The following is a 24,444-nucleotide window of genomic DNA, read 5'->3' as shown; positions in this document are numbered from 1 at the left end:
CTGGCCACCCTGCGCTACAACTTTTGCCATCCAACACACACTTCTGGATGACGAACACAGAGTTACACAACCACGCGTCAATTCCATGTCAGACAAGTCTGAAAATCCATGAACAGATGCCGAATTCTTGACTCATCTCACGTTTTCACGTCGATGAATATGAATCTACGTCACAAATTTAGCGACGTGAATTAGACGTTAAGCATGGGGACGTCGACTTTTGGCAGCAGCCTCGAAGTGAAGTAGCGGTCCTTGTAATAGCGGATCTTGTCGCACTTCACTGGATGCGGTATGCCCTCGTACAGGAACACTTCCTTGTCCGGCCCCATTGCTTTCAGTTCCTGCGGCAGCATCAGCGCGCGCCGCTCTTCGGTGAAGCTGTGGGTCTTCTCGCGGGCGTGGGTGACGTTCTTCTTGCGGATGGTGGTGTAGCCCAGCATGTCCGAGTAGTCGTTTGCATCCTGCTGCTCGCGCGGCGCATACAGGATCTGCAGCGCGTGGTTGGTGATGATCGTGCGCGACACCTCCCGCCCGTAGGTGGCATCGAGCTGGGACATGCTCTGGATGATTGGCAGCAGGCGGATGTTGTAACCGGCCATGTAGGACACCGCCGAGGCGATGATCTCGACTTTGCCGATCGAGGTGAATTCGTCCATCAACAGCAGGCACTGGTACTTCAGGTCCGGGTTGGACTTGGGCAGTTCCTTGGTATTGAGGTTGATCAGCTGGCTGAAGAACAGGTTGATGATCAGCCGGCTCTCGGCCAGCTTGTTCGGCTGGATGCCGATGTAGATGGTCATCTTCTTCTTGCGGACGTCGGTCAGCAGGAAGTCGTTGCTGCTGGTGGCCTTGTCCAGCACCGGGTTGATCCAGGGATTGAGCGGTTCCTTGAAGGTGCCCAGGATCGAGGCGAAGGTCTCATCGGCCTGGGACAGCATGTTGGCGAACGCCGAACGCGCGTTGGCGCTGAGGAACGGCCGCTCCGACAAGGCCTTGAGGTACTTCTTCAACTCGGTGCCGTCACCCGATGACAACCGGTAGACAGCCCCCAGCGTGGGCGTGCCCGAGCCGCCCGGGAAACCGCTGCTGCGCTCGTCGTCCCAATTCTCGAACAGATAGAGGGTGAAGGCCATGAACGCGTTGCGCGCCTGACTGACCCAGAATTTCTGGTCCTCGGCACCATCCGGATACAGCATCGCCGCAATGCTCATCAGGTCCGAAACCCGGAACGCCGGGTCATCGGACACGTAACTGAGCGGGTTCCAGCGGTGCGTGCGCCGATCTTCTGCGAAGGGATTGAACAGGTAGATCTCCTGGCCCTGGCTGGCGCGCCAGCCGCTGGTCAGATCGAAGTTCTCCTGCTTGATGTCCAGCACCACCAGCGATTCGCCGTACTCCAGCAGGTTCGGGATGACCACGCCCACGCCCTTGCCCGAGCGGGTCGGCGCGGCCAGGATCACGAACTGCTGGCCGTCCAGCCGCACCAGCTTGCCGCCATGGCTGCCGACCACGATGCTCTGACCGGTCTTCTTGAACATGCCGTGCCTGGACAGGTCGGCGCCGGTGGCGAAGCGCGCGTCGCCATGCAGCGAGCGCTTGTCCTTCTTCAGCAGCAGCACCAGGCCGGTCACCACCAGTACCAGCAACGGCAGGCCGAAGCCCACGTAGCTGGCCCATTTGATCTTGCCCACGAAGGGCGCGACCTGTGGCTGGCCAATGGCGTGGTAGTACTGGTAGTACGTGTTCCAGGTGAACAGCTTGGTATCCAGGCCCAGGAACAACAGGGTCAGGTAGCCGGAAAACACGAAACCAAGCAGCAGGGTCGCCAGCGTGACGATGGCGATGAGCAGATACTTCTTACTGGGCAACACCCGAATCCTCCATGATGCGCACGAGGGCGCGACGGCCTAGCGGCGGCGCCAGCGCGACGCCTTCTTCCGCAGGTTGTTTTCGTTCTCCAGCCCGGGCTCTTCGCCCTCTTCACGCACCCGCTGCAACAGCAGTTGACGCGCTTCGGCCAGTGATACCAGGTCGGTCAGACGATCCCCATCGTCGGCGACGACCGCATGGCCGACCACATCGCCCGGAGCGTACACCGGCTCGTAGGACACTGCTACCAGCTGATAGCGGCCGCGGGTTTCCAGCACATGCCTGAATTCCTGCATCGCATTCCTCCTTGTCGGGGCGACACTGCGTCCCCTGCCCAGCCATCATGCCCATCGCAGTGTCATCGGCGTATGCACAAGCGCTGCGGGTTTTGCGCGAAACTGTCCGCGGATATCCAAGGAGACTGCGATGGACTGGGTAGCACTTGCACGCACGCTGGCCACCGAAGCCCACACAGGCCAGATCGACAAGGCTGGCCAGCCTTACATCTGCCATGTGGCGCGGGTGGCGGCCGCAGTACGCGGCGACGATGACGCCGAAGTGGTGGCCTGGCTGCATGACGTAGCCGAAGACTGTCCGGCGTTTGCCGCACGGATCGAGGCATTTCCCGCACCGCTGCGCGAGGCGGTGCAACTGCTCAACCGCGACGCGGCCCCCGACGCGGACAGCTACTACGCGCGCATTGCCGCCCACCCGCTGGCACTGAAGGTGAAGCAGGCCGATCTGGATGACAACGCCGATCCGCAGCGCCTGGCTATTCTCGACGCGGCGACGGCCGGGCGCCTGCGCGGCAAGTATGCGCACGCCCGGGCGGCGCTGGGCATCTGATCGCGCAGCGCGGTGGCGGGGTGGGCGAACGTGTCACCGATCAAACGCTGATTTACCCTGAGTGCTGCTGCCCTTGTTGCGGTGCAGCAGTACAATGACCGGCTCCCCGCCCCCATCGCGCCCCGCATGAGCCCCAACTCTTCCCTGGCTGCGCGGCTGACGCCCCGTCAGCGCACCCTGATCATCCTAGCCCTGTCCCTGGGCGGCTTCGCCATCGGCACCAGCGAATTCGCCAGCATGGGCCTGATGCTTGAGATCAGCCGCGGCCTGTCGATCTCCGAAACCCAGGTCGGCCACCTGATCAGCGCCTACGCCATCGGCGTGGTGGTCGGCGCCCCGATCCTCGCCTTCGTCGGCGCCAGCTTCCCGCGCCGCAAGCTGCTGCTGGCACTGATGGGCTTCTATGCCGTCGGCAACCTGGCCAGCGCGCTGGCACCAAACTACGGCACGATGCTCATTGCGCGTTTCGTCGCCGGCCTGCCGCATGGCGCCTACTTCGGCGTGGCGATGCTGGTGGCCGCCGCGATCAGCCCGGCCGGCCAGCGCGGCCAGGCGATGTCGCGCGTGTTGCTGGGCCTGTCGATCGCGATCCTGGTCGGCAATCCGCTGACCACCTGGCTGGGCCAGCAGCTGAGCTGGCGCACCGCCTTTGCCCTGGTCAGCGTGCTGGCCGTTGCCACCGTGGCGATGATCGCGCGCTTCCTGCTGCCGGATCCGGACGAAGTGCGCACCTCGCCGATGCGCGAACTGCGCGCCTTCAACACCCCCCAGGTGTGGCTGGCGCTGGCGATCGGCGCCGTTGGCTTCGCCGGCATGTTCTGCGTGTTCACCTACCTGGCGCCGACCCTGGTGCAGGTCACCGGCGTGGCCGAATCCTGGATGCCGCTGGCAGTGGGCGTGTTCGGCATCGGCGCGATCATCGGCAACATCGCCGGTGGCTGGCTGGTCGACAAGTTCCACTTCAAGGCCGCTGCAGTGGTGCTGCTGTGGTCGATCGTGATGCTTCTGCTGTATCCGCTGGCCGCGCAATCGGTGTGGACCATCGGCCCGATGATCATCACCGTGGGCACGATGGGCGCGCTGGCGGCGGTACTGCAGACGCGCCTGATGGACGTGGCCGGCGAAGCGCAGACCCTGGCCGCCGCCTCCAACCATGCCGCCTTCAATACCGCCAATGCCCTCGGCCCGTGGCTGGGCGGCATGGCGATCAGTGCCGGCTTCAGCCCGGCCAGCACCGGCTATGTCGGTGCGGCCACCGCGATCGGCGGCCTGCTGCTGTGGTGCGTGGCGGTGATGCTGGACAAGAAGCGCAAGGCAGCCGGCGTGGGCAGCCACTGACCTTCGCGTCGGATCGTCAGCTGCCGCCCGCGCGGCGGCGGCGATCCGGCCGCAGCAACGCTGTGTCGCCGGCCGCCAGCGTCGGTCGCGCCAGCTCACCGCGCTTGACGCGCTCCAGCACCCGCCGCGAGTTGGCCGCGCAGTCGATGCCCTCCGGCCGTGCCTGGATGTCCTCGATCAGCGCCAGCAGGTGCTCCCGGCTCTGTGCCAGCCGCAACTGCAGCGCCTCGATGTCGGCCACCTTCTGCTGCAGCATCGTGATCAATGCGTCGTGCTGCCACTGGCCCATGTCCGGTGGCAGCAAGGCGCGTATCTCCTCCAGGCTGAAACCGGCACGCTGCGCACCGGTAATCAGTTCCAGCAGCAGGACCGCCTGCTCGGGATAGTCGCGGTAGCCGTTGGCCTGCCGCTGGGCCACCAGCAACCCGGCCTCCTCGTAGAAGCGGATGCGCGACGCTGCCAGGCCCGTGCGGCGGGCCAGCTCACCGATCTTCATCTACCTGAATCCTCGGCATCGGAACCTGTTGACCTTCAATCAAACTTGAAGGTTAGCGTAGCGCCATTCCCCTGTCCTGGAGCTGTCCGATGTCGCTGTTCTCGCCCCTGGCACTGCCCTCTGGTGCCGTCATCCGCAACCGCATCGCCAAGGCGGCGATGGAAGAAAACATGGCCGACGCCGACCACGCCCCCTCCGAAGCGCTGCTGCAGTTGTACCAGCGCTGGGCCGACGGTGGCGCCGGACTGATCATCACCGGCAACGTGATGGTCGATGGGCGCGCGATGACCGGGCCGGGTGGCGTGGTACTGGAGGACGACCGCCACCTCGACCGCTTCACCGCCTGGGCGGACACTGCCCGCACGCGGGGCGCGCAGATGTGGATGCAGATCAATCACCCGGGGCGGCAGATGCCGGCCGCACTTGGCCAGCCTGCGCTCGCGCCGTCAGCCGTCGCATTGCAGATGGGCGCGCTGTCCAAGCAGTTCGCACCGCCCAAGGCGATGACCGAGGACGACATCGACTCGGTGATCGCGCGCTTCATCCGCAGTGCCGAGCTGGCCGAGCGCGCGGGTTTCAGCGGGGTGGAGATCCATGCCGCGCACGGCTACCTGCTCAGCCAGTTCCTGTCGCCGCTGTCGAACCGCCGCGATGACCGCTGGGGTGGCAGCCTACAGAACCGTGCGCGCCTGCTGCTGGAGATCGTGCAGGGTGTGCGCGCGGCCGTGGCGCCCACGTTCGTGGTGGCGGTGAAACTCAACTCCGCCGACTTCCAGCGCGGCGGTTTTTCGCCCGAGGACGCGCGCGCAGTGGTGCAGATGCTGGCGCCCCTCGGCGTGGATCTGGTCGAACTGTCCGGCGGCAGCTATGAAGCACCGGCCATGACCGGCGCCGCACGCGACGAACGCAGCGTGGCCCGCGAAGCGTACTTCCTCGAATTCGCACGCGAGATCGCTACGGTGGCAACGATGCCGCTGATGGTCACCGGTGGCATCCGCCGCCGCGAAGTGGCAGAGCAGGTGCTGGCCAGCGGCGTGGCCATGGTCGGCATCGCCACGGCGCTGGCGATCGAGCCGGATCTGCCGCAGCACTGGCAACAGGGCCGTGACCCGGTGCCGACACTGCGCAACATCAACTGGCGCAGCAAGCCGCTGGCGGCCAGTGCGCACATGGCCGCAGTGAAGTATCAGCTGGGCCGGTTGAGCCGGCGCCGCCCCACCGCACCCACGGTCTCGCCGGTATGGGCACTGCTGCTGGCACAGGCGGCCGCGAAGTGTCGGACCCGCCGCTGCCGACGCTGGATCGGCGCCCGCGCCATCGCACATTGAGCCGCGCGGTCTTCTCATCACCGCAGCGATGCTCCACCATCTGCAGGATCGGCGGCAGTTCCGCCGCCGGTCGCAGCATGGAGATGGAACCCACGTGGCAGCAGGATCGACCAGGAACCGCGAGAAGCTGCTCGATGACCTGCTCTCGCTTGGCCGCAACTGGGCACTGGCGATCGCCATCGCCGGTGCCGGGGCAGCGGTTCACTACAGCGAGTCGGTGTACGAAGCAGGAATCTGGCGAGGCCTGCTGCCCACGCTCTGCTTCCTGGTCGCGATCATCTGGATCGTGCTCAGCATCATCCGCTTCGACCTGACCCTCCAGCAGCACTTCGAGCGCAAGCGCACGCGCTGGCTCAGCCGCCTGCTCTATGTCGTGCTGCTCGGTACCGGCATCACCGCCGTGTTCTTCGTGACCGAACTGGCGTCCAGCAACCACATCGCAAGGATGTGCGACGCCGTGGCCAACGAACCGGCCAGCCGGATTCACCGGTCCGCCGAGTGCCAACGCCTGTACCAGCATCGGGCGGCCTACCGGCAACGGCTGGAATCGGCCGAGGGCGAGTTCGACTGAGGCCCGCGCCGGCTGCGCATTGCATGCGCGAAAAACACATGGCGTGGATATGCGGTCGGGCACAGTGGCTGCGCCTTCCTCGCAGCGAACGAACGCCGCCGACATGCACCACCCGCCCGCCCCTGCCCGTCACGATGCCATCGCCCTGCAGGCGGGCGTACTCGGCAGTGTGCTGGGCGTGACGCTGTTCAAGGCGATCGCGCTGTCCGCACCCGCCAGTGGATCCTTGATCGTGATCGGGCTGTGGCTGCTGGCCTGCGCGCTGCTGGCTGCCTGGGCACTGGCCGCCTGCCTGGCCTGCCTGGCGCTGAGCCGGCGCATATTCGTGCTGATGCTGGCGCTGAGCATGATCCTGATGATCTGCGTCGCCTGATCCCAGCAGGCGCGGGACTATCGCGCATCTGTTATAGAATAACAAGTGCGGTTGGTCGGATTGTGCGTGCCCGGGGTCACGGATTTGAATTCCATGGCCAGCCCGGCACCACCCGAGACCTCCCCATGACCCTGCAGCCCCTGCTTCGCGCCTCCCTCACCGCCGTTGCCCTGGCTTCGCTCAGCGCCTGTGCCACCTATGACGACAGCAACATGCACCAGGCCTGCCAGGAATCGCCGCACCTGAAGGACCTGCCGCGCGAAGTGGCTGCCCGCGAAAGCCGCTGCAACAAGAGCATGGAAGTGTGGTCGAGCGAGCGCAAGGGCAGCGACAGGCCGATCGACCTGAGTGGCAAGAAGAAGGATCTCTGAGCTGCCTGGCATCTTGATCGTTCCAATGCATGCGGATGACCGGTCCGTCACGATCGGGAGGGCAGGATAAGGCCTTCCCATCACGACGACTCTCCCGATGCCGGCCACTGGTCACCCTGTCATCCATGCCTTTGAAGCTGTGTTCGATCTGTCTGGCGGGGTCGAGCGCATTACGGCGCTCACTGTCATCTGCCGGCATTGCTCGGAAACCCGCTCGGCCAGCGAAGACAACCTGGTCCAGCTGCCGGGCGGTGCCTTGTTCCGCTGCGACGGATGCGGCAGTCATCAGGCGGTGAGCCATGCGCGGGTTGCCGATTGGCAGGTGAATTCGCTTCTGGGTGTCTGAGGCTGCAATACGACGGTGCCACGACGCAGGCCGTTGGCGCGGAGATGGCGATGCAGCCAGAGGACGCCGCGCGAGCACCTTCGTCCGCCGCGAAGGGCCGATCAAAGAGAGGGCGCAGGACCTGTGCAGGGCGCAATGACATCACCTCGGCTAAGCTGCGTCACCTTTCTTCGCGCACGGCCATGCATCCCTTCCCCCTACCTGTCTCGGCACCTGATCAACTCGCTTACCGACTGCTGCAGGACAGCGACTGGGCCCGTTCGGCCGACGCCACCGACGCCCCGCCCGAACTTCGCGCTCTGCTGGCGATGATCCTGGATTCTCCGGAGCCGCTGTGGATCGCATGGGGCCGCGACAACAAGGCGTTCTTCTTCAACGACGCCTATCTTCCGATGCTGGGCGGCAAGCTGCACGGTGCCATGGGCAGCCGATTGGAAGACGTCTGGGCGGACGTCTGGGCCGACGTCGTGGATGCTGTCAACGATGCCTTCGGCGGCACAAGCCGCAGTTTCAAGAACATGCCGTTGATGATGGACCGTGATGGCACGTTGCGCGAGACATTCTGGACATTCTCCTACTCGCCGCTGCGTGCCGGTTGCGGAGGCGTGGCCGGCATCATCTGCGTCGTCAGCGAGCAGACCGAACGGGTGATCGAGCGCGACCGGCATACTCGCCAGGTAGCAGCCATCACCGAGCAGGCACGCGAGGCCCACCTTGAACTGGTACGCGCCCGCGAACAGCTGCGGCAGTCGCAGAAGCTGGAGGCCATCGGCCAGCTGACCGGCGGCGTTGCCCACGACTTCAACAATCTGCTGCAGGTCATCACCGGTTCCGTGGACATGCTGCTGCATACCTGGCCGGCCGAAGATGCGCGCCTGCGCTATGTACAGGCCATCGAAACCGCCGCTGACCGCGCCACTCGCCTGACCGCCCAGCTTCTGGCGTTCTCGCGCCGACAAAGCCTGTCGCCGCAGGTGTTCGACCTTTGCGAGAGCGTACGCGCGCTTTCAGACATCATCACCACAGTGCTGGGTGCCCGCATCTCCGTTTCGGTGAACCTGCCTGACGCCCCGTTGCCGGTACTGCTGGACCGGACCCAACTCGACACCGCACTGATCAACATCGCGGTGAACGCGCGCGATGCCATCGACGGCCACGGCAGGGTGACGATCGATGTGGAACAGCTGACATCGGTGCCTTCCGTGCGGTTCGCGGCGCCGATGAAAGGCAATTTCGCTGCGATCAGCGTCAGCGACACCGGTGCCGGTATCGATCCGTCCGTGGTGGACCGGATCTTTGAGCCCTTCTTCACCACCAAGGGAGTGGGTGCGGGCACCGGGCTTGGCCTCAGCCAGGTGTTCGGTTTCGTCAAGCAGTCCGAGGGCGAAGTGGACGTACAGAGTCAGGCCGGTGTCGGTACGCGCTTCACGCTGTATCTGCCGCTGGCACAGGCAAACGCCTCCATCGAGCTGCCGACCGCGCAACCGGGGCTGCTGCATGGCCACGGATTGTGCGTGCTGGTGGTGGAAGACAATGTGGATGTGGCCGAGTTTGCAGTCGGGGCGCTGCGCGAGCTTGAATACAACGTCGTACTTGCGCGCAATGCCGACGAAGCACTGGCGGAGCTGGAGCGCGACGCTGCGCGTTTCCACGTGGTGTTCAGCGACGTGGTCATGCCTGGGACCAATGGGCTGGATCTGGCCCGCACCATCCGCAGCCGCCTGCCCGACCTCCCGATCATTCTTACCAGTGGCTACAGCGAATTGCTGGCCCGCGATCCAGGCCATGGTTTCACGCTGCTGCGCAAGCCCTATTCACTGAAGCAGCTGGCCTCTGTGATGACCGAGGCCAGCTGTCGCTCCAAGACGATGGTGACTGCGCTTTAGCCGGCAGATCACCGCGTCGGACCGGTCCAGGAAGCAAGCGCTGAATCGAGGCCGGACATATCCCCTCCTACGCCGCAGGCCCAGGCCACGATGCCATCCGGGCGCACCAGCACCGCCCCCAGACCCGGTGCCGCATCGCCAGTATCTGCGGCGCAGGCGATGGGAAGCTGCCAGCGTTGGCCATGCTGCGGCGACCAGGACGCCGGGTCGAAAACAAGCAGCGCCCCCTTCCCCGTTCTCAGCAGTTCGCCCAGGCGGCGACCATCGGCCAGCCGGAAGTCAGGCGCGCTCCTGCCGACCAGCGGGTGCTCTCCACCAAGATCCAGCTGCTGCGAAACACCCCAGATCCGCTCGGCCAGATACGTGGCCCCATCGCGGGTGCCAGCCAGGTCGGCCATGATCGCTGCCAACGCGCGCGAACCGTCGCCGGGACGCATCAGCGCAACCTGTGCGCGCGACCAGTCCAGTACTTTGGCGGCCACTGGATGGCGCTCAGCCTGATAGCTGTCCAGCAGCGCCTCATCGGCCTTGCCCCGCGCCACGGCGGCCAGTTTCCAACCGAGGTTCATCGCATCGCCGATGCCGAGGTTCAGTCCCTGGCCGCCCAACGGCGAATGCATGTGCGCGGCATCACCTGCCAACAGCACACGGCCGCTGCGATAGGCCGTCGCCTGGCGCGCAGCATCGGTCCATGTCGTGGCCAGGTGCAATGCAGTGATCGTTGCCTCGCGGCCAGACACCCGCCGCAGCAACGCTTGCGCGGTGTGCCGGTCCAGTGGCGTGCGATGGCCCGCGCCACCGTCGAAGTCGGCCAGCGCCAGCATGCCTGGCGGGTTGAAATTGCACATCCCGTGATCGGTGAACTGTCGGCCCGGTGTGAGTACACACCCATCTGCCAGTTCGACCAGCAGCGTGTAACCGGTGAACTCCGGCCCGGTTCCAGCAAAGAGGAAGCCCGATTGCTTGCGTACCGTGCTGCGGGCCCCATCACAACCGACCAGCCAGCGGCCGTGGACCATGCCCGAGCCGGTGCGCACGGCAACCTGCGCCTCGTGCGCATCCACCGCCTGTACCGCACGCCCGCGTTCGATGCGCACGCCCAGCGCAATCGCACGTTCGGCCAACACCGCTTCCAGGGCCTGCAGCTCCACCGCCATCTGGGTGCCCACCGGCGTCGGCAGGCGCCAGGTCCAGCGCGTCTGGTCCACATCGTCCAACGCAAATGGAATACCCGCAAAGTGCCCACCCAGCGCACGCGGTTGCGCCATCCAATGGGCGGTGCCGGGCGGCGGTGCCCCCTTGTCAGGCTTGAGCACCTGTGTCGCGGCGACCGCGTCCAACAGGCCGCGCCGATCCAGCGCCTCCAGCGTGGGGGCGTTAAGGCCGCGCAGCCCGAATGGCAGGCGTTTCAACGGCGAATCAGCGGACCCGGCCTGTTCCAGCACCAGCACCGAACACCCGGCCTGGGCCAGTTCGCAGGACAGGAACAAGCCAACCGGGCCGGCACCGGCAATGATGACGTCGTACAGCATGGGGATTCCTTGTGAACGCCGGGTCGGCGCTCTGGCGGGTCTAATGTTACACTCGGTGTACGTTTTCACACGTGAACCGCCCATGACCCCGCCACCAGGCCGTCGCGAACAACGCAAGGCCGAGACCCGACAAGCGATTTCGGACGTCGCCACCGAGCTGATCATCCGGCGTGGCTTCGAGGCCGTCTCCATGTCCGAGATCGCCGAAGCCGCGGGCGTCTCACGCAAGACGGTCTTCAACTACTTCGCCAGCAAGGAAGACCTGGTGTTCGACCGGGATGAGGAGGCGCGCACACTGCTTCGCGAGGGCATGATGGCGCGCAGCAGCCTGACCCCGCTGGCGGCCTTCCAGTCACTCGTGCGCGAGTTGCTGGAGGCTGGCCATCCGCTGCTGCGCATCAATGCCGGCGCTGCCGCCTTCTGGGGCACCGTGGCGGAGAGCCCGGTGCTGGTCGCGCACGCGCGACGGCTGCAGGCGCAGTTGACTGACGATCTGGCGGGATTGATGGCCCTCGCTGCCGGCCGGCCCGGACATGACGCCGAAGCGCGATTGGGCGCGGCCATGCTGCTGGCATCGATGGTGGCGGCCTATGAGAAAGGACTGGCGAGCCAGCTGCAGGGCGAGGACCCGCGCGAGGCCATGCTGCAGCTGATCGTGCGCGGTGCCACCGGGGTACTGGTGGCCCTTGCGGGCACCCCCTATACGGACCCCGGCGCGCGTCCATAGCGCATTCGGGGAATAGGCTTCGATGTGTCGCAAATGCTAATCTTTCTCATTTGCAGACACATATTCCTCTCCCAATGCCCCTCCCCACGCCCCTGCAACGCACCCTGTGCCTGGCACTGACCCTGCCCCTGGCAACCCTTGCCCATGCTGCCAAGCCCTCGGCTGCCGCACCCAAGGACCTGGACAAGGTCGAGGTCCGCGGACGTGCGCAAACCCTGTACCGGGTGGACGATGCCGCGGTCGGCACCCGCACGGATACACCGCTGGAGCTGGTCCCACAGTCGATCCAGGTCATCCCGCGCGAACTGATCGACGACCAGGCCGCGCGTCAGGTGACCGACCTCTATCGCAGCATCAGCGGTATCAGCTATTTCAGCTATGCCGGGGTGACCCTGCGCGGCTTCCGCCAGGAGAACGTGCTGTATGACAGTCTGCGTGGCGACCCGTATGCAGGATTTTCGGTGCCGCAGCTGTTCAACATCGAGCGCGTGGAAGTGCTGAAGGGGCCGGCCGGTGCGCTGTATGGCGGTGGTGATGCGGGCGGTGTCATCAACTACGTGACCCGCAAGCCGAAAGCCAGCGCCGAACGCCGCATCGAGGTCCAGCTGGGGGACAAGGACTTCCGTGCCGGATCGATCGAGGGTACCGGGCCGTTGAATGCCGTCGGCAGCGTACGCTATCGCGCCGGGCTCTATGCTGACAGTGAAAAGGGCGTGCGCTGGAACACCGACAGCGAGAGCGTGATCGGCGACGCCTCGCTGGCCTTCGACGTTGGCCAGACCGGCGTACTGGTGCTGCAGTTCACCGACATCACCCAGAACCTTGGCGGCAACCGCCTGCGTGGCGTGCCGGTCAACGATGCAGGCACGTTCCTGACCGACCGCCGCTGGAACCACAACGAGGCCAGCGACTTTCTCGACATGCGCGCCAAAGTGGCGCTGGCGCAGTACCGTTTCGCGCCGAGCGACACTCTGGACCTGGACTTCGCCGCCCGCTGGTTCAGCAACAACGAACACCAGATGTACCACGAGCCGATGGGCCTGATCGATCGTGACCGCGATGGCGTGGCCGAGTGGATGACACGCCAGCTGCGCAACCAGATACGCGACAACGAAGCATTCACTGCCAACGGCAATGCCGTCTGGCGGGTGGCCACCGGCACGGTTGAGCACAAGGTGCTGTTCGGCGCCGATGTGTACCAGCTGGATGCGGATTTCACCGCACAGACCGCGAACAGCGCTGACCTTGCGCGTGGTGCCGGGCCGGTGCGCGGCATCGACCTGTTCAATCCCGTGTATGGCGCCAGTACCTGGCACGACTACAACCTGGCCGCCCTGCCCTGGCGCAGCACCTCAACCCGCAGCAGGCGCTATGGCGGTTACCTGCAGGACGAACTGGCACTGGGCACACGCTGGCATGTGCTGGCCGGGCTGCGCTGGGATGGCTTCAAGGATGCGGATCGCATTAGTGGCAGCAGTGTGGCTGGCAACGATCTCAGCTGGCGGCTGGGCAGCACGTTCACCGTACGCGAGGGCCTGAATGTCTACGCCAACGTCGCCAGTGGTTTCGTGCCACAGAGTGCCGCCAACCAGAACCCGGCCGCTGGCGGACCGTTCGATGCCGAGCGCAGCAAGCAGTGGGAAGTGGGCATGAAGTCGCTGCTGGCCGACCGTGTGACTTTGAACATGGCGGCCTACCGGATCGACCGAAGCAACATCGTGCAGGCCACCGGCGAGGTGATCGGTGGCGTGAACCAGCTGGCCGCGCTGGGCCTGGTGCGCAGCACCGGCATGGAGCTGGACCTTCTGGCCGATCTCACCGAGCGCTGGGTGCTGAACCTGACCTATGCCTACAACGATGCGCGGGTGAAGGACGCCGGCCCGAGTGGCATCACCAACGCCTCCGGCGACCGATTCGCCAACGCGCCGCGCAACACGCTGGGCGTGTGGACGCGTTATGACCTGCCGGCGATCAATTCCGCCATCGGCTTTGGCGCCGATCACGTCGGCGAGCGCGTCAGCCTGGATGGGCAGACGGTCAAGGCCTACACCGTATTCGACATGAGCTGGAAGACCACGTGGAGGCAATGGCAGTTCCAGGCCAACGTCAAGAACCTGTTCGACAAGGTGTACGCGGCCAGTGGCTTCATCGAACGCAACGGGCATTTCCCGGGTGAGCCGCGGCGGGTGTATCTGCAGGCGGCGTACAGTTTCTGAGCCGTCGTTCCGTAGCGCCAAGGGCGCGCTTGCAAGCCCGCTCTTGGCTGCACCCAGCATGATCCAATGACCCGCCCCATGGATGAGGCCTGATGCAATGACACGGATCCGCACCCTACTGCAGCGCTCGTTGCCATGGGTGCTGCTGCCCCTGCTCGCCGCCTGCCAGAACGAACAGGTCAGTGAGTTCCAGCCCGTGGGCCGGCAAGCTGCACACACTTGCAGCAAGATGCCGTTGGGCCGCGGTCAGCGCCAGGCAGCAACCCGCAGCCGTCCGCTCTCACAGGCATTCGCCTGATTACCCTGGTAACACGCGCCCGCCCGGAGGCCGGTTTGAGCGCTGGGGATGCCAGATAGCAGACCGCCCCAATTCAGGTATCCTTGCGCGCAGTCAGCCACGCCTTCATGCGACCGCTGAAGCACAGCATCGACGTTGCGGACGAAAACACGATTCACCATGGATGTTTCAACATAATCACAGGGGAAAATGGATGAAGAAGTTCCTGTTCGCAGCGATCCTCGCTGCGTCGCTGGCGGGTTGCACCACCAATCCTCCGCTCAATTTCTCGGTTCCCAACGTCGGGGTCAGCAGCAAGAAGATCGACGGTGAGCTGAAGTCGCTGACCGTTACCCTGGCCCGCCCGGACGAGGCCAAGGGCAAGATTCCGGCGCAGGCCCAGCACGAAGTGCCGCAGATGTGGCAGAACGCGCTGACCGAAGCGTTGAACAAGATGGCGGTCTTCCGTGACGACGCGCCGGTGAAGCTGAGTCTTTCGGTGAAGATCCTGGCCATCGACATTCCGAATTTCGGCGCCTCGATGACCACCAAGACGATCGCCCGGTATGAGCTGATCGATCGCGCCACCGGCAGCATCGTATACACCCAGGATGTCAGCGCCTCCGGCGAAGTACCGTTCAACTATGCCTTTGCCGGTGTCATCCGCGCTCGCGAGTCGATCAGCCGTTCGGCGCAGAACAACATCGCCCAGTTCCTGCAGGCGCTGGAGACCGTGGACATCACCAAGCCGATGTTCCCGAACAAGCAGGAAGCGCCGTGAAGCGCCTGCTGCTGGGTGCGTCTGTTGCCGCAATGCTGACGGCCTGCGCGCCCAACGTGCGAACCGACAGCTACTCCATCGGTTCGGTGGGACAGGTCAATCGGACTGTCGGCGGTACGGTCATCAGTGTTCGCCCGGTAAGTATCGACGGCAGCCAAGGTGGCGGCGCCGTCGCAGGCGCAGCTGCTGGCGGCGTCGCCGGCTCGACCATTGGCGGTAGCGATCAGGCGGCCGCCATTGGCGCCATCGGCGGCCTGGTTGTGGGCGCGATTGCCGGTGCCGCTTCCGAACGCGCACTTTCCAAGACCCAAGGTCTGGAGTACGTGGTGCAGACGGAAAACGGCAACCTGATGACGGTTGTGCAGGGCCCCGATCCGGTGTTCAGCACCGGCATGCGGGTCCTGGTGCTGTATGGATCGCCCTCGCGCATCATTGCCGACCCGCGCCAAGCGAAGACAACGCCGTAAGCCCCAACGATGCCCCTTCCGAGGGGCATCGTTGTATTGGACACCGAGGGGGAGCAGCAGGAAGGAAGCCGCGGTGGTGCCGGAAATCGCGAAGTATTTTGCGGGGCTGGATACTGATGGCGATGGCTATCTGTCGCTGAAGGAAATGCAGCAGGCCATGGTGGCCGAGCAGACAGCAGACGCCCCGGCGAAGTAGCGTCCCGGTGCCGGATGCGACGTCCGGATACTCACCCTTACGCGTCATCCGGTCGATCTTCGCCACGACCACCGTCGCGGCAGCCGGTACTTCCGGGTTCCAGCCAAACACGCCCACGGGGCCGTGGAACACGGCGGGTGCAGAGCATCGAGGCGGCGGTCCGGGCACACGAGGCGGAGCTGCGGCAAGCCGGGACCCTAGCCCATGCGCATGGCCGGGGTGTCGCGTGCCTGCACATCGATCTCCTGTTGCTGGCGCTGCGCGTGTGCCTGTTCACGATCCGCACCGACTGTCCGCATGGCCTGCAGTGACTGCTCGACCGGCGTCTGCACCGCCCTGTCCGTGGGCATGGAGGCCCGGAGATGCGCCGGATCATTCAACTCACCCTGCACCACAAATACGTTGCGGCCGGCCGGCTGATCGGCGGTCTGAGCGCTCAGCAGCACATGGTCGGCACGTTCGAGCTGGTTGTGGCGCGCCAATGCCATCACGCTCGCCACAAGGCGCTCGCTGTTCTCATCGTGGGTCCGTCCCGCGCTGGCATCGATCGCGGCCACGCCTTCGCGCACCTGCTGCATCAATGCGTACTCACGGTGGCCAGGACCAATGTCGGCCAGACGGGTCGGTGCCTGCGAGGGATCCGGCACGTCGTCCACGGCTGCGGTAAGCGGGCTGCGGGTAATGGTCCGGTACGGGTCGTCCGGGTGGAACTGGGTACGTTTTTCCTGCCGTTCCAGACGAACCTCGCGCGCGTCGTTGAGTTCGGCGATACGGGCCGGATCGGTGATCTCGCGCATCGACATGTGGCCGCCGCCCGCACTGATACTGGCCCACTTCCTGTCCGCTTCGAAGTACGTCGCATAGTAGCTGTTGCCACCGATGACATTCGGATCGACCGCCGAGCGGCCCTCCAGCGCCTGGGTGGCTTCCAGCACGCTCAACCGGGTCAGGTACTGGCCACCTTTCGTCCATCCCATCTGGCTGACGGCATCGACGCTGGTGTTGCCTACGCGTGGACCGCCCGCGTAGTCGTTGTTGAGCATGTTGGTCCAGATCTGTTCCAGCTTCGAGGGGCCGCTCTTCTGTTCAGCCGCCTGCAGCAACACGCGCGGCGTCCAGCAGTTGGGATCAAGTTCATGCCGTTCAAATGCCCGGTCGTGAGCCAGCATCACATCCTTGCCGGGAAGATTCAGTGCCAGGTCTGGACGGCGCTCGTTCATCCACTGCTGCCGCAACTCAAGATCTCTTTCGAGCAGGGTCTGCCCAAAGGACTCCCATTGCCGCTCCGTCAACTGTGCATTTGAAAACCGGGATCCCTCGTCCTGCTGGGTCTTCGCGTAGCTTTGTGCATACGCGTTCGCGACGCGTCCCGGCAGGCTGTCATTGCGTACAACACCCAGTGCCAGTGTCCCGTATCCATCGGCTCCCGGCAGTTGCGACAGGTAGTTCCAGTAGAGCTCGCGGTTGCCGTCTCTGGCATAGCTGCCAAGGACGCTCAGATCCCGTTCGGTCAATCCACTCATACCTGCCCCTTCTCTTCCTTGAATCACTGATCACTTGGACCGGGTGCGCGCGATGACGTCCCTGACGGCCTCTTCCATGCGCTTCCAGTCCTTCAGAAACGCTCTCTTGTAGTCCAGGCTGACGGACAGCTTGTTGTCGATGTCCACGAAGTAATGAACGCAGCCCGCTGCCACTTCCCCAGGCTCACTGATCACCTCGCGCCCCTCCAGCCGCACGCCGTCGTGTCGGAATTCCTCGCCGTCACATTTGATGAACGAGCTGATCCGGCCGTCGCCCTGACGTGCGATATACCAGTCTCTTTCGTAGGCGGGATTACGCACAGGCGGCTTTCCGTACCGCGCCTCATACTTCTTCGCGTACACCACCATCTTCGCGTCATCGATTGCATAGGGCGTCAGGCCCAAGGTCTCCGGCTGTGCAACGCGTTGATCGAGACGGTCCCTGGGATCCTCCCTTTCCACAGAGCCCTCCTCCGTGATGGCTTCATTTGACGACAGCCTTGAAAGCAGTGTTTCAACGGGGACGCGATCGACGTAGTTGATCCGAATGGGAATCTCCTTCCGGAAATCATTCGTACGCGGATTGGCCCGGGCGCCCGGCGGCGTCGGCGTCATGTCCGGCCACTCGATGACCAGCGTCACGCCCTCGCCCGGCCACGGTGCGATCTGGCTGTCCAGGTAGTTGGCCGGGATGCGGAAGGTGTTCGGCCCGAGCTTCACGTCAACGGGCGCATCGGTATAGGTGTGGCCGTTGATCGTGCGGCCGGTCTGCGTTGCGCCGGACATGGCGGGATTCCTTTCGAGTTCGGTGGACGGTGGCCGCGCACACGCGCTGGCACTCACTGCGACGGCAAGTGCAAGCGTCAGGCAACGGCTGGGGGACATCACGTGCATGGGCATTCCATTGCAGGGTTCCAGAGCCACTATAGGCAACCGGGCGTCAACGAAACAGGAGCCGCATCGCAGCCCTTCATGGAGCCAGGCGGCGCTCATGTGCTGCCTGCGGTGCTGCGGTTATTGCTTCGGCGCTCCACTCCAGGTCTCAGCCGTCGCTGTCCGTGCTTCCATGGCCGCGATAGGTTTCACCCCACTCGCGCATCGCCAGCAGCACCGGCACCAGCGTGCGGCCGAACTCGGAAAGCTCGTACTCCACCTTCGGCGGCACTTCCGGGTACACGTGGCGGATCACCACGCCATCGGCTTCCAGTTCACGCAACTGGCTGGTGAGCATGGACTGGGTGGCATTGGGCACCCGCCGCGTCAGTTCCATGAAACGCCGCTTGCCCATCATCAGGTGGAAGAGGATGACGGGCTTCCACACGCCCCCTATCACCGACAGCGTGACCTCCACGGCGCACCCGCTCTTGCCGTCCCAACGCTTGCTACGCATGAATACTCCGGAAAACCATAGTACCTACGGAAAATCATCGTTCTTGTTGCGATAACGGTGCGAGCCTAGCATGGGCTCATCCACTGAACGTGAGCCCCCCACCATGAGTTTCAAGGCACTGCTGACCCGCAAAACGAACGACGGCGTATCCACGGAACTGGTCGATTTCGATGATGCCAACCTGATGGACGGCGACGTGCTGGTGCAGGTCGAGTACTCCACACTCAACTACAAGGATGCGCTTGCCCTCACCGGCAAGAGTCCGGTCATCCGTAAGTTCCCGCTCATTCCCGGCATCGATCTGGCAGGCGTGGTGCTGGAATCCAGCACGCCCGACTTCAAGCCTGGCGACCGCGTTGTACTCAATGGCTGGGACCTGAGCATGGGCCACCATGGCGGCCTGGCACAGCGCGCCCGCGTGCGAGGCGAATGGCTCAACAGGATTCCCGGCAACCTGACCACCCGCGATGCCATGGCCATCGGTACCGCCGGCTACACCGCCATGCTGTGCGTGCTGGCCCTGGAACATGCCGGGGTGACGCCCGACAAGGGCGATGTGCTGGTGACCGGCGCCAACGGTGGCGTCGGTTCGATCGCGGTGGCAATCCTTTCCAAGCTGGGTTATCGCGTGGTGGCTGCCACCGGCCGCCCGGAACACGCCGAGTATCTGCACAGCCTGGGCGCGGCCGAGATCATCGATCGCGCACAGCTTTCAGAGCCGCGCGACCGGCCGGTGAGCGCCGAGCGCTGGGCCGGCGTGGTGGATGTGGCGGGTGGCCCTACCCTTGTCAACGCGATTGCCGAGACGAAATACCGCGGTGCCGTCGCCGCCTGTGGACTGGCGCAAAGCGATGCACTGCACGGCTCGGTGCTGCCCTTCATTCTTCGCAACGTGACCCTTGCGGGCGTAGATTCGGTGAATGCGCCGCAGGACGTTCGCCAACGTGCGTGGGACCGGCTTGCCACCGACCTGGATCCGCAGAAGCTGGAAAGCACGGTGCAGCTGATTGGGCTTGCCGACGTGCTTGAGGTCTACGAGCAGATCATTCCGGGCAGGGTGCGCGGGCGGATTGTCGTGGATGTGAATGCTTGAGGAAGTTTCCCCAGCGCATTCCATCCGGCGACGAATGGTGAACACGTCATGAAACCATGCGGGCGGCGGTGGTCGCTTGCCACTGCCGCTCGCATACGCTCAGGTTTCCGCCGACTGTGGACACCGCCATGTCAATGACTGCACTCGCACTTGCGACCGCTCTTTCCGGCCTGCCCGACATTGCCTGGGAGCGCGAGCGCGGTGAAGACGCACACCAGCTGATGCTCTGCCAGATCCATCGCGATGAGTTGATGCAGGATGACGCGAAGAACGATGCCTACCAGCGCGCCAAGGCGGTCTGCGATCTTCTGGGGCGTGAGTACAGGAACAAATGGGATTTCGATGCGCAGGAGGCATTGGCAGCATCGGCCGTGGATCTGGATGAGCTGATCCGGCGGGGAGACCTGGTTGAGGTGCCTCCCACAAGGCGGGACCGCGCCTACGAGTGATTCCGTGCTGGCAGGTGCTGGCACCCGGAGTTGCCGCAGGCTAACCGGGTCCAGCGCCAATCGGTGCGGCTAGCGGATGCGACTCCGCGCCAATGCCAGGCGCCTGATCTCGTCTGGCAGAAGGACGACGCCGTCTTCCATCTCGATGCGCATCTGCGAGACATCACCCTCGTGCCCCTGCATTGCAGCGGTCACCAGACTCTTCAGTGCATCCGTGCGGATATCGTAGCCGCCGGCGGTGTGCTTCAAGGTACCCACACGGTTCCAGTCGATTTCCATTATCGGCGTCCACATCCACAGGCTTCATGCTGGCAACGGCTTTCGCCCACGTCAATGAAGCCGGTCGCACGGCCTACCGTGAAACGAAAGGCCACGCGCGTCGTCAAGGCCCCTTATCATGGAGGCGTAAGGGTCCTGCAAGCCCAGTTGACGTACGCAAGGCAATATCTGGATGTCTATGGAATGGCGCCCCTCTGGCTGGGGCCTACGTGTGACCCGCTCGCCGGACTGGCAGCTGTGGCTTGACGGCGAACATGTTGAACTTTTGATTGAAGGCCGCCAGTACCGGCAGCTGGTGGCTGACGACGAGCGCGTGCAGGTCGTTCCTGGGCTCTTCTGGGCCAAGGTCATGCTGCAGACCCGGGGCGACGGCGTTCTGACCATGGATGGACTGCCCAACGGCCAGGCCTCCCGGCTTGAGACAGCGCTGCAGCAGGTACGCTTTGCGAGTACCACGCGAGGGCGCAGGGCACTGTTCGACACAATTCTGGAGCAGATCCAGTCGTGGCTGGCCGAAGCAGATGCCCTCACCGACCGATGCGCTACCGGCCGCCGCTGGATCAGCCACGAACAGCAGCAAGCGCTGCTGGCCGACCGCCCCGCCCTGCCCCTTCAGCCAGACGAACTGGAACGGCTGTTCCTCGATGAGAACGTGCACGAGGACCTGCATTCGCCCGTCCACCGCGCCGCACTGGACGCCCTGCACGACTGGCAGTTGGACTGGCCCGCCGTGTGGGCCGACGCCAACGCGACCATGGCCACACGCGAACTGGAGCTTGCCAGGGACTTCCTGGACCGGGTCGAGAGCAAGCCCCTGACCGAAGAACAGGCCCGCGCCGTCATCTGCTTCGACAACCGCGTGCAGGTCGTCGCCTCCGCCGGCTCTGGCAAGACCTCCACGATGGTCGCCAAGGCCGCTTATGCCATCGATCGCGGCTTTGTCGAACCCGAACGGATCGTGATGCTCGCCTTCAACAAGGACGCCGCGAAGGAGCTGGAAGAGCGCGCGCAGCGATGCTTCGACCGGCTCGGCATGGGCAACACCGTAGTGGAGGCCCGGACCTTCCACGCCCTGGGCCTGGCCATCATCGCCAAAGCCACAGGGCGCAAGCCCGACATCCCGGAATGGGCGGTCGACGCGACGCTGGGCTTCAACAAGCTGGCCGAACTGGTGGACGACCTGAAGGATCGCTCGACCCACTTCCGCACCCAATGGGACATGTTCCGCCTGGTGTTCGGGCGCGATCTGCCGCCATTCGGTGCGGAAATGGATGCCGATGGTTACGACCGCGATGGCTCGCCCTATATCCGCACGCTGCAGGGTGAGCGGGTAAAGAGCCTGGAAGAATGCGTGATCGCCGACTGGCTCTTCTACAACGGCGTGACGTACGACTACGAGCGACGCTACGAGTTCGATACCGCGACAGACACCCACCGCCAGTATCGCCCCGACTTCTATTATCCGGACGCCGGGCTGTATCACGAGCACTTTGCACTGGATGCCGATGGCCAACCGCCGAAGCACTTTTCGAACTACGCCGAAGGCATGCACTGGAAGCGCCAGCAGCATGTGGCGCGCGGCACGGCCCTTGTCGAGACGACCTCGTTTGGCCTGCGTAGCGGACATGCCCTACTGGACCTCGCAGAGAAGCTTGGCGAGTTTGACATCGAACTCGACCCGAACCCGGATCGTGAGCTGCCCGATCAGGGCGCCAAGCCGATGCCGGACGCGGACCTGATCGGCCTGATGCGCACCTTCATTGCCCATGCCAAGAGCAACTGCCTGACGCTGGACGATATGGCCGCACGCCTGCGGCAGATGCCCGAGGATCAGTTCAAGGAGCGACACCGTCGCTTCCTGGAAATCGCAGGGCCGGTTTTCCAGGCCTGGGACAACGCACTGGCTGACGAGCGCAGCATCGACTTCGAAGACATGCTCAACATGGCGGCCGGGCTGCTGGAACAGGGCCACTATGAATCACCCTACGAACTGGTGATGGCCGACGAGTTCCAGGACGCATCGCGCGCCCGTGCGCGCCTCTGCCGCGCCTTGGTCAGCCAACCGGGCCGCCATCTGTTCGCGGTGGGCGATGACTGGCAATCGATCAATCGCTTCGCCGGTGCCGACGTTTCGGTGATGACCGGATTCCGCGAGTGGATGGGGCATGGCCAGGTGCTGAAACTGGAACAGACGTTCCGCTGCCCGCAGGCACTGTGCGATGTGTCCAGCCGCTTCATCAGCCGCAATCCCGCGCAGATCACCAAGGAAGTTCGCTCTGCTGCGCCCGCAATGGGCCCGGTGCTGCAGGCGTTCCAGATGCACCGGCGTGAGGAGGTGCAGGATGGCGTTCGCCAATACCTCGCCACGTTGCATCAGCAGCTGCTGTCCGGTGCCGTTCCACAGGGCCGCAACGGGCGCGTGACGGTCTTTGTTCTGGGGCGCTACCGCGCGGATCGGGGTGCAGTGCCTTCGGATTGGAAGACGGCCTTCGGCAGCATGATGGACGTCGAGTTCCTCACGGTCCATCGGTCGAAGGGACGCGAGGCGGACTACGTTGTTCTGCCGGGCATGGTCAACCGCAGCTTTCCGAGCCTGCGCGCGGATGACCCGGTGCTTTCGCTGGCGATGCCGGATGGGGATACCTACCCATTGAGCGAAGAGCGGCGGTTGTTCTATGTCGCGCTGACGCGTGCGCGACGCTCGGTTGCGATGTTCACCCTGCAGGGGAAGCACTCGCCATTCCTGGATGAGCTGGTGCGGGACGGCGCGGTGGAAGTGACCGCGATTTCGGGCGCGGCCATTCACGAAGAGCGCTGCCCGGTGTGCAAGGTGGGCGTGTTCGTGGACCGGAATGGGCCGCATGGGGCTTTCCGGTCGTGCTCCAGCTATCCGTTGTGCCATAACAAGCCAAAGGGTGTGCGGCGCGGGTAGCCGGGTCGGCGGCAGGGGTGTTGGGGTGCCGGTTGGATCGAAGCGCTATCGATCATCTTGGCAACGGCGCCACGCAGATGAAAGTCAGGATAGAACCTGGCCGCGCACCTGGGCCCGGCATAACGCTTGCCCTGCTCTTCAGCGGAACCCGGCTGCTAGACTTCGCACACTTTTGGATGGAACTCCCCATGGAACGGTGGTATCTGGCAACACTGCTAGCCTTGATCCTGCACCAGATCGACGCCGCCTTCTGGCATGAATGGGACATGTTCAGTGTCCCGGGCGGGATCCAAGGGTTCCTGGTCTTCAACCTGGCCGCTGTGGGCGCCCTGCTGCGCGGGTATCGCCAGGTCGCGCTGGCCAAGCCGTCCGCGCGAGCGTATGCCCGCCTATGCGGGTTGGTGGGTGCCGGCACTGCGGCAATCCACGTCGCATTTGCAATTGCTGGGCGTGAGGAATTCCATCTCCCTCTGTCCATCGCAGTCCTAGCAGCATGTCTCATCGCCGGCGCCGGCCTGCTGCTTAGCAGCCGGAAGCCGGCCACTGGTCAGTAGCCACGGCGGAGCTGGGCCTGCGCCGCCCCGACCCACGCCTTCATGGGATCCTTTGCCTTGGGCTTGGTCTCCCTCGGCGGTCGGCGCGGTTCCAGCGCCGCCTTGATCCGCTCGACCTCCTTCGCTCCGGCCTCGGCCAAGCGCCGAGCCTGTTGCTGCTGCTCGCGGGTCGGTGGCAGACCGGGCGGCGGCGGCGGCTGGATCGGGCTGCTGTCGGTCAGCCGGGCAACGGCCTCACGCAGAGGCAGCTCGGGATACGGCCTGGCGGCGCACCAGCGCCCCGCATGACGCTTCGCCTGCCGGACGTTGGCAGCGCGCGCTTCCTTGGTGTGCCACATCTTCTGGCCTTCCATCCATAGCCGGACCCCAGGACCGCCATCAGGCGTGACGCTGGCCGTCTCGCGGCGTTGTGCCAGAGCGCCCAGCGCTCACCCGTCTGGACCCAGCCAGAGGAGGGAATCGGGGCGGTTCGGAAGCCTTGGTAGCCCTTCGAGGGAAGCATGGCCGGAAGGATACAGTTGGCCGCCTCAATCGCTGCGATTCGCTCAGTAGTCGGCCCTAACTGCTCAGCCCCCCCCCAAAAAATGCCCTTCCCAGCGGCCCT

At 64.7% G+C, this 24,444-nt stretch carries 25 protein-coding genes; 16 read left to right on the top strand and 9 right to left on the bottom strand.

What is annotated here, in order from left to right:
* Window positions 1–191: 191 nt before the first annotated feature.
* Complete coding sequence (locus HLA98_RS13695) at window positions 192–1,871, bottom strand: type IV secretory system conjugative DNA transfer family protein (protein ID WP_057499286.1); 1,680 nt, start codon at window positions 1,869–1,871, stop codon at window positions 192–194.
* Window positions 1,872–1,907: 36 nt separating this feature from the next.
* Window positions 1,908–2,165, bottom strand: a complete 258-nt coding sequence (locus HLA98_RS13690; protein WP_005410128.1) for a hypothetical protein — start codon at window positions 2,163–2,165, stop codon at window positions 1,908–1,910.
* A gap of 130 nt (window positions 2,166–2,295) precedes the next feature.
* Between HLA98_RS13690 and HLA98_RS13685 the strand changes: the two genes are divergently transcribed.
* Window positions 2,296–2,715 (top strand): HD domain-containing protein, encoded by a 420-nt coding sequence (locus HLA98_RS13685; protein WP_129550510.1) that lies wholly within the window; start codon window positions 2,296–2,298, stop codon window positions 2,713–2,715.
* A gap of 126 nt (window positions 2,716–2,841) precedes the next feature.
* Window positions 2,842–4,053 carry an MFS transporter gene (locus tag HLA98_RS13680; RefSeq protein WP_129550509.1) on the top strand — a complete coding sequence of 404 codons (1,212 nt, stop codon included), beginning with the start codon at window positions 2,842–2,844 and terminating at the stop codon, window positions 4,051–4,053.
* A gap of 16 nt (window positions 4,054–4,069) precedes the next feature.
* Here the strand turns inward: HLA98_RS13680 and HLA98_RS13675 are convergent, their stop codons facing one another.
* Window positions 4,070–4,549 (bottom strand): MerR family transcriptional regulator, encoded by a 480-nt coding sequence (locus HLA98_RS13675; protein WP_057500566.1) that lies wholly within the window; start codon window positions 4,547–4,549, stop codon window positions 4,070–4,072.
* 89 nt (window positions 4,550–4,638) lie between these two features.
* On the opposite strand from HLA98_RS13675, the gene HLA98_RS13670 reads away from it, so the two are divergent.
* The 5 genes from HLA98_RS13670 (at window position 4,639) to HLA98_RS13650 (ending at window position 9,424) form a co-directional block, all read left to right on the top strand.
* Complete coding sequence (locus HLA98_RS13670) at window positions 4,639–5,877, top strand: NADH:flavin oxidoreductase/NADH oxidase family protein (protein ID WP_057500567.1); 1,239 nt, start codon at window positions 4,639–4,641, stop codon at window positions 5,875–5,877.
* Between the two features lie 94 nt (window positions 5,878–5,971).
* Window positions 5,972–6,448: a hypothetical protein gene (locus tag HLA98_RS13665; RefSeq protein WP_057500642.1), complete on the top strand. Its 477-nt coding sequence runs from the start codon at window positions 5,972–5,974 to the stop codon at window positions 6,446–6,448.
* 103 nt (window positions 6,449–6,551) lie between these two features.
* Window positions 6,552–6,821, top strand: coding sequence for a hypothetical protein (locus HLA98_RS13660; protein WP_057500568.1), 270 nt, complete (start codon window positions 6,552–6,554; stop codon window positions 6,819–6,821).
* 125 nt (window positions 6,822–6,946) lie between these two features.
* Window positions 6,947–7,192, top strand: coding sequence for a hypothetical protein (locus tag HLA98_RS13655; RefSeq protein WP_057500569.1), 246 nt, complete (start codon window positions 6,947–6,949; stop codon window positions 7,190–7,192).
* 528 nt (window positions 7,193–7,720) lie between these two features.
* A complete protein-coding gene (locus tag HLA98_RS13650) occupies window positions 7,721–9,424 on the top strand; it encodes an ATP-binding protein (RefSeq protein WP_057500570.1) in 1,704 nt (567 codons plus the stop codon).
* A gap of 8 nt (window positions 9,425–9,432) precedes the next feature.
* On the opposite strand, the gene HLA98_RS13645 is transcribed toward HLA98_RS13650, so the two are convergent.
* Entirely contained in the window at window positions 9,433–10,956 is a 1,524-nt protein-coding gene (locus tag HLA98_RS13645; RefSeq protein WP_057500571.1) for an FAD-dependent monooxygenase, read from the bottom strand.
* An 82-nt stretch (window positions 10,957–11,038) separates the two neighbouring features.
* On the opposite strand from HLA98_RS13645, the gene HLA98_RS13640 reads away from it, so the two are divergent.
* The 5 genes from HLA98_RS13640 (at window position 11,039) to HLA98_RS13620 (ending at window position 15,620) form a co-directional block, all read left to right on the top strand.
* Window positions 11,039–11,683, top strand: coding sequence for a TetR/AcrR family transcriptional regulator (locus tag HLA98_RS13640; RefSeq protein ID WP_049448517.1), 645 nt, complete (start codon window positions 11,039–11,041; stop codon window positions 11,681–11,683).
* 74 nt (window positions 11,684–11,757) lie between these two features.
* Complete coding sequence (locus HLA98_RS13635) at window positions 11,758–13,899, top strand: TonB-dependent siderophore receptor (protein WP_057500572.1); 2,142 nt, start codon at window positions 11,758–11,760, stop codon at window positions 13,897–13,899.
* Between the two features lie 491 nt (window positions 13,900–14,390).
* Entirely contained in the window at window positions 14,391–14,957 is a 567-nt protein-coding gene (locus HLA98_RS13630; protein ID WP_049458660.1) for a UDP-N-acetylglucosamine acyltransferase, read from the top strand.
* On the top strand, window positions 14,954–15,424 hold the full coding sequence (locus HLA98_RS13625) for an outer membrane lipoprotein (RefSeq protein ID WP_057500574.1): 471 nt from the start codon (window positions 14,954–14,956) through the stop codon (window positions 15,422–15,424). Before HLA98_RS13630 ends, HLA98_RS13625 begins: the two co-directional genes overlap by 4 nt.
* A gap of 73 nt (window positions 15,425–15,497) precedes the next feature.
* Window positions 15,498–15,620 carry an EF-hand domain-containing protein gene (locus HLA98_RS13620; protein WP_236495808.1) on the top strand — a complete coding sequence of 41 codons (123 nt, stop codon included), beginning with the start codon at window positions 15,498–15,500 and terminating at the stop codon, window positions 15,618–15,620.
* 197 nt (window positions 15,621–15,817) lie between these two features.
* On the opposite strand, the gene HLA98_RS13615 is transcribed toward HLA98_RS13620, so the two are convergent.
* From HLA98_RS13615 to HLA98_RS13605, 3 genes are all read right to left on the bottom strand, one after another.
* Window positions 15,818–17,143 carry a Smlt3024 family type IV secretion system effector gene (locus HLA98_RS13615; RefSeq protein WP_057500575.1) on the bottom strand — a complete coding sequence of 442 codons (1,326 nt, stop codon included), beginning with the start codon at window positions 17,141–17,143 and terminating at the stop codon, window positions 15,818–15,820.
* 30 nt (window positions 17,144–17,173) lie between these two features.
* Complete coding sequence (locus HLA98_RS13610; RefSeq protein ID WP_057500576.1) at window positions 17,174–18,037, bottom strand: Smlt3025 familytype IV secretion system inhibitor; 864 nt, start codon at window positions 18,035–18,037, stop codon at window positions 17,174–17,176.
* A 148-nt stretch (window positions 18,038–18,185) separates the two neighbouring features.
* Window positions 18,186–18,533, bottom strand: a complete 348-nt coding sequence (locus HLA98_RS13605) for a winged helix-turn-helix transcriptional regulator (RefSeq protein ID WP_057500577.1) — start codon at window positions 18,531–18,533, stop codon at window positions 18,186–18,188.
* A 103-nt stretch (window positions 18,534–18,636) separates the two neighbouring features.
* Between HLA98_RS13605 and acuI the strand changes: the two genes are divergently transcribed.
* Both acuI and HLA98_RS13595 read left to right on the top strand, forming a co-directional pair.
* A complete protein-coding gene (acuI, locus tag HLA98_RS13600) occupies window positions 18,637–19,626 on the top strand; it encodes an acrylyl-CoA reductase (NADPH) (protein WP_057500578.1) in 990 nt (329 codons plus the stop codon).
* Window positions 19,627–19,742: 116 nt separating this feature from the next.
* On the top strand, window positions 19,743–20,075 hold the full coding sequence (locus HLA98_RS13595; RefSeq protein ID WP_232015505.1) for a hypothetical protein: 333 nt from the start codon (window positions 19,743–19,745) through the stop codon (window positions 20,073–20,075).
* Window positions 20,076–20,144: 69 nt separating this feature from the next.
* Here HLA98_RS13595 and HLA98_RS13590 read toward each other — a convergent pair whose 3' ends face one another.
* A complete protein-coding gene (locus HLA98_RS13590) occupies window positions 20,145–20,354 on the bottom strand; it encodes a hypothetical protein (RefSeq protein ID WP_232015504.1) in 210 nt (69 codons plus the stop codon).
* Window positions 20,355–20,532: 178 nt separating this feature from the next.
* Between HLA98_RS13590 and HLA98_RS13585 the strand changes: the two genes are divergently transcribed.
* Both HLA98_RS13585 and HLA98_RS13580 read left to right on the top strand, forming a co-directional pair.
* Window positions 20,533–23,286, top strand: a complete 2,754-nt coding sequence (locus tag HLA98_RS13585) for a UvrD-helicase domain-containing protein (protein ID WP_057500580.1) — start codon at window positions 20,533–20,535, stop codon at window positions 23,284–23,286.
* 188 nt (window positions 23,287–23,474) lie between these two features.
* The gene (locus tag HLA98_RS13580) at window positions 23,475–23,840 is read left to right on the top strand and encodes a DUF6713 family protein (protein WP_057500581.1); all 366 of its coding nucleotides are present in this window, start codon (window positions 23,475–23,477) and stop codon (window positions 23,838–23,840) included.
* Here HLA98_RS13580 and HLA98_RS13575 read toward each other — a convergent pair.
* A complete protein-coding gene (locus HLA98_RS13575; RefSeq protein ID WP_331852468.1) occupies window positions 23,834–24,178 on the bottom strand; it encodes a hypothetical protein in 345 nt (114 codons plus the stop codon). The genes HLA98_RS13580 and HLA98_RS13575 overlap by 7 nt on opposite strands.
* Window positions 24,179–24,444 lie beyond the last annotated feature (266 nt).

Source organism: Stenotrophomonas africana (assembly GCF_013004645.1).
Lineage (GTDB): Bacteria > Pseudomonadota > Gammaproteobacteria > Xanthomonadales > Xanthomonadaceae > Stenotrophomonas > Stenotrophomonas africana.
The sequence above is the reverse complement of the archived record's forward strand: the minus strand, read 5'-3'. Positions and strand labels throughout refer to the sequence as shown.

Excerpts from the sequence above, each read along its gene's own strand:
- HLA98_RS13605 (WP_057500577.1), bottom strand. The coding sequence starts at position 18,533 with ATGCGTAGCAAGCGTTGGGACGGCAAGAGCGGGTGCGCCGTGGAGGTC.
- HLA98_RS13685 (WP_129550510.1), top strand. The coding sequence starts at position 2,296 with ATGGACTGGGTAGCACTTGCACGCACGCTGGCCACCGAAGCCCACACA.
- HLA98_RS13640 (WP_049448517.1), top strand. The coding sequence starts at position 11,039 with ATGACCCCGCCACCAGGCCGTCGCGAACAACGCAAGGCCGAGACCCGA.
- HLA98_RS13590 (WP_232015504.1), bottom strand. The coding sequence starts at position 20,354 with ATGGAAATCGACTGGAACCGTGTGGGTACCTTGAAGCACACCGCCGGC.
- HLA98_RS13645 (WP_057500571.1), bottom strand. The coding sequence starts at position 10,956 with ATGCTGTACGACGTCATCATTGCCGGTGCCGGCCCGGTTGGCTTGTTC.
- HLA98_RS13650 (WP_057500570.1), top strand. The coding sequence starts at position 7,721 with ATGCATCCCTTCCCCCTACCTGTCTCGGCACCTGATCAACTCGCTTAC.
- HLA98_RS13675 (WP_057500566.1), bottom strand. The coding sequence starts at position 4,549 with ATGAAGATCGGTGAGCTGGCCCGCCGCACGGGCCTGGCAGCGTCGCGC.
- HLA98_RS13690 (WP_005410128.1), bottom strand. The coding sequence starts at position 2,165 with ATGCAGGAATTCAGGCATGTGCTGGAAACCCGCGGCCGCTATCAGCTG.
- HLA98_RS13580 (WP_057500581.1), top strand. The coding sequence starts at position 23,475 with ATGGAACGGTGGTATCTGGCAACACTGCTAGCCTTGATCCTGCACCAG.
- HLA98_RS13585 (WP_057500580.1), top strand. The coding sequence starts at position 20,533 with ATGGAATGGCGCCCCTCTGGCTGGGGCCTACGTGTGACCCGCTCGCCG.
- HLA98_RS13655 (WP_057500569.1), top strand. The coding sequence starts at position 6,947 with ATGACCCTGCAGCCCCTGCTTCGCGCCTCCCTCACCGCCGTTGCCCTG.
- HLA98_RS13635 (WP_057500572.1), top strand. The coding sequence starts at position 11,758 with ATGCCCCTCCCCACGCCCCTGCAACGCACCCTGTGCCTGGCACTGACC.
- HLA98_RS13575 (WP_331852468.1), bottom strand. The coding sequence starts at position 24,178 with ATGTGGCACACCAAGGAAGCGCGCGCTGCCAACGTCCGGCAGGCGAAG.
- HLA98_RS13615 (WP_057500575.1), bottom strand. The coding sequence starts at position 17,143 with ATGAGTGGATTGACCGAACGGGATCTGAGCGTCCTTGGCAGCTATGCC.
- HLA98_RS13680 (WP_129550509.1), top strand. The coding sequence starts at position 2,842 with ATGAGCCCCAACTCTTCCCTGGCTGCGCGGCTGACGCCCCGTCAGCGC.
- HLA98_RS13630 (WP_049458660.1), top strand. The coding sequence starts at position 14,391 with ATGAAGAAGTTCCTGTTCGCAGCGATCCTCGCTGCGTCGCTGGCGGGT.
- HLA98_RS13660 (WP_057500568.1), top strand. The coding sequence starts at position 6,552 with ATGCACCACCCGCCCGCCCCTGCCCGTCACGATGCCATCGCCCTGCAG.
- acuI (WP_057500578.1), top strand. The coding sequence starts at position 18,637 with ATGAGTTTCAAGGCACTGCTGACCCGCAAAACGAACGACGGCGTATCC.
- HLA98_RS13610 (WP_057500576.1), bottom strand. The coding sequence starts at position 18,037 with ATGCACGTGATGTCCCCCAGCCGTTGCCTGACGCTTGCACTTGCCGTC.
- HLA98_RS13670 (WP_057500567.1), top strand. The coding sequence starts at position 4,639 with ATGTCGCTGTTCTCGCCCCTGGCACTGCCCTCTGGTGCCGTCATCCGC.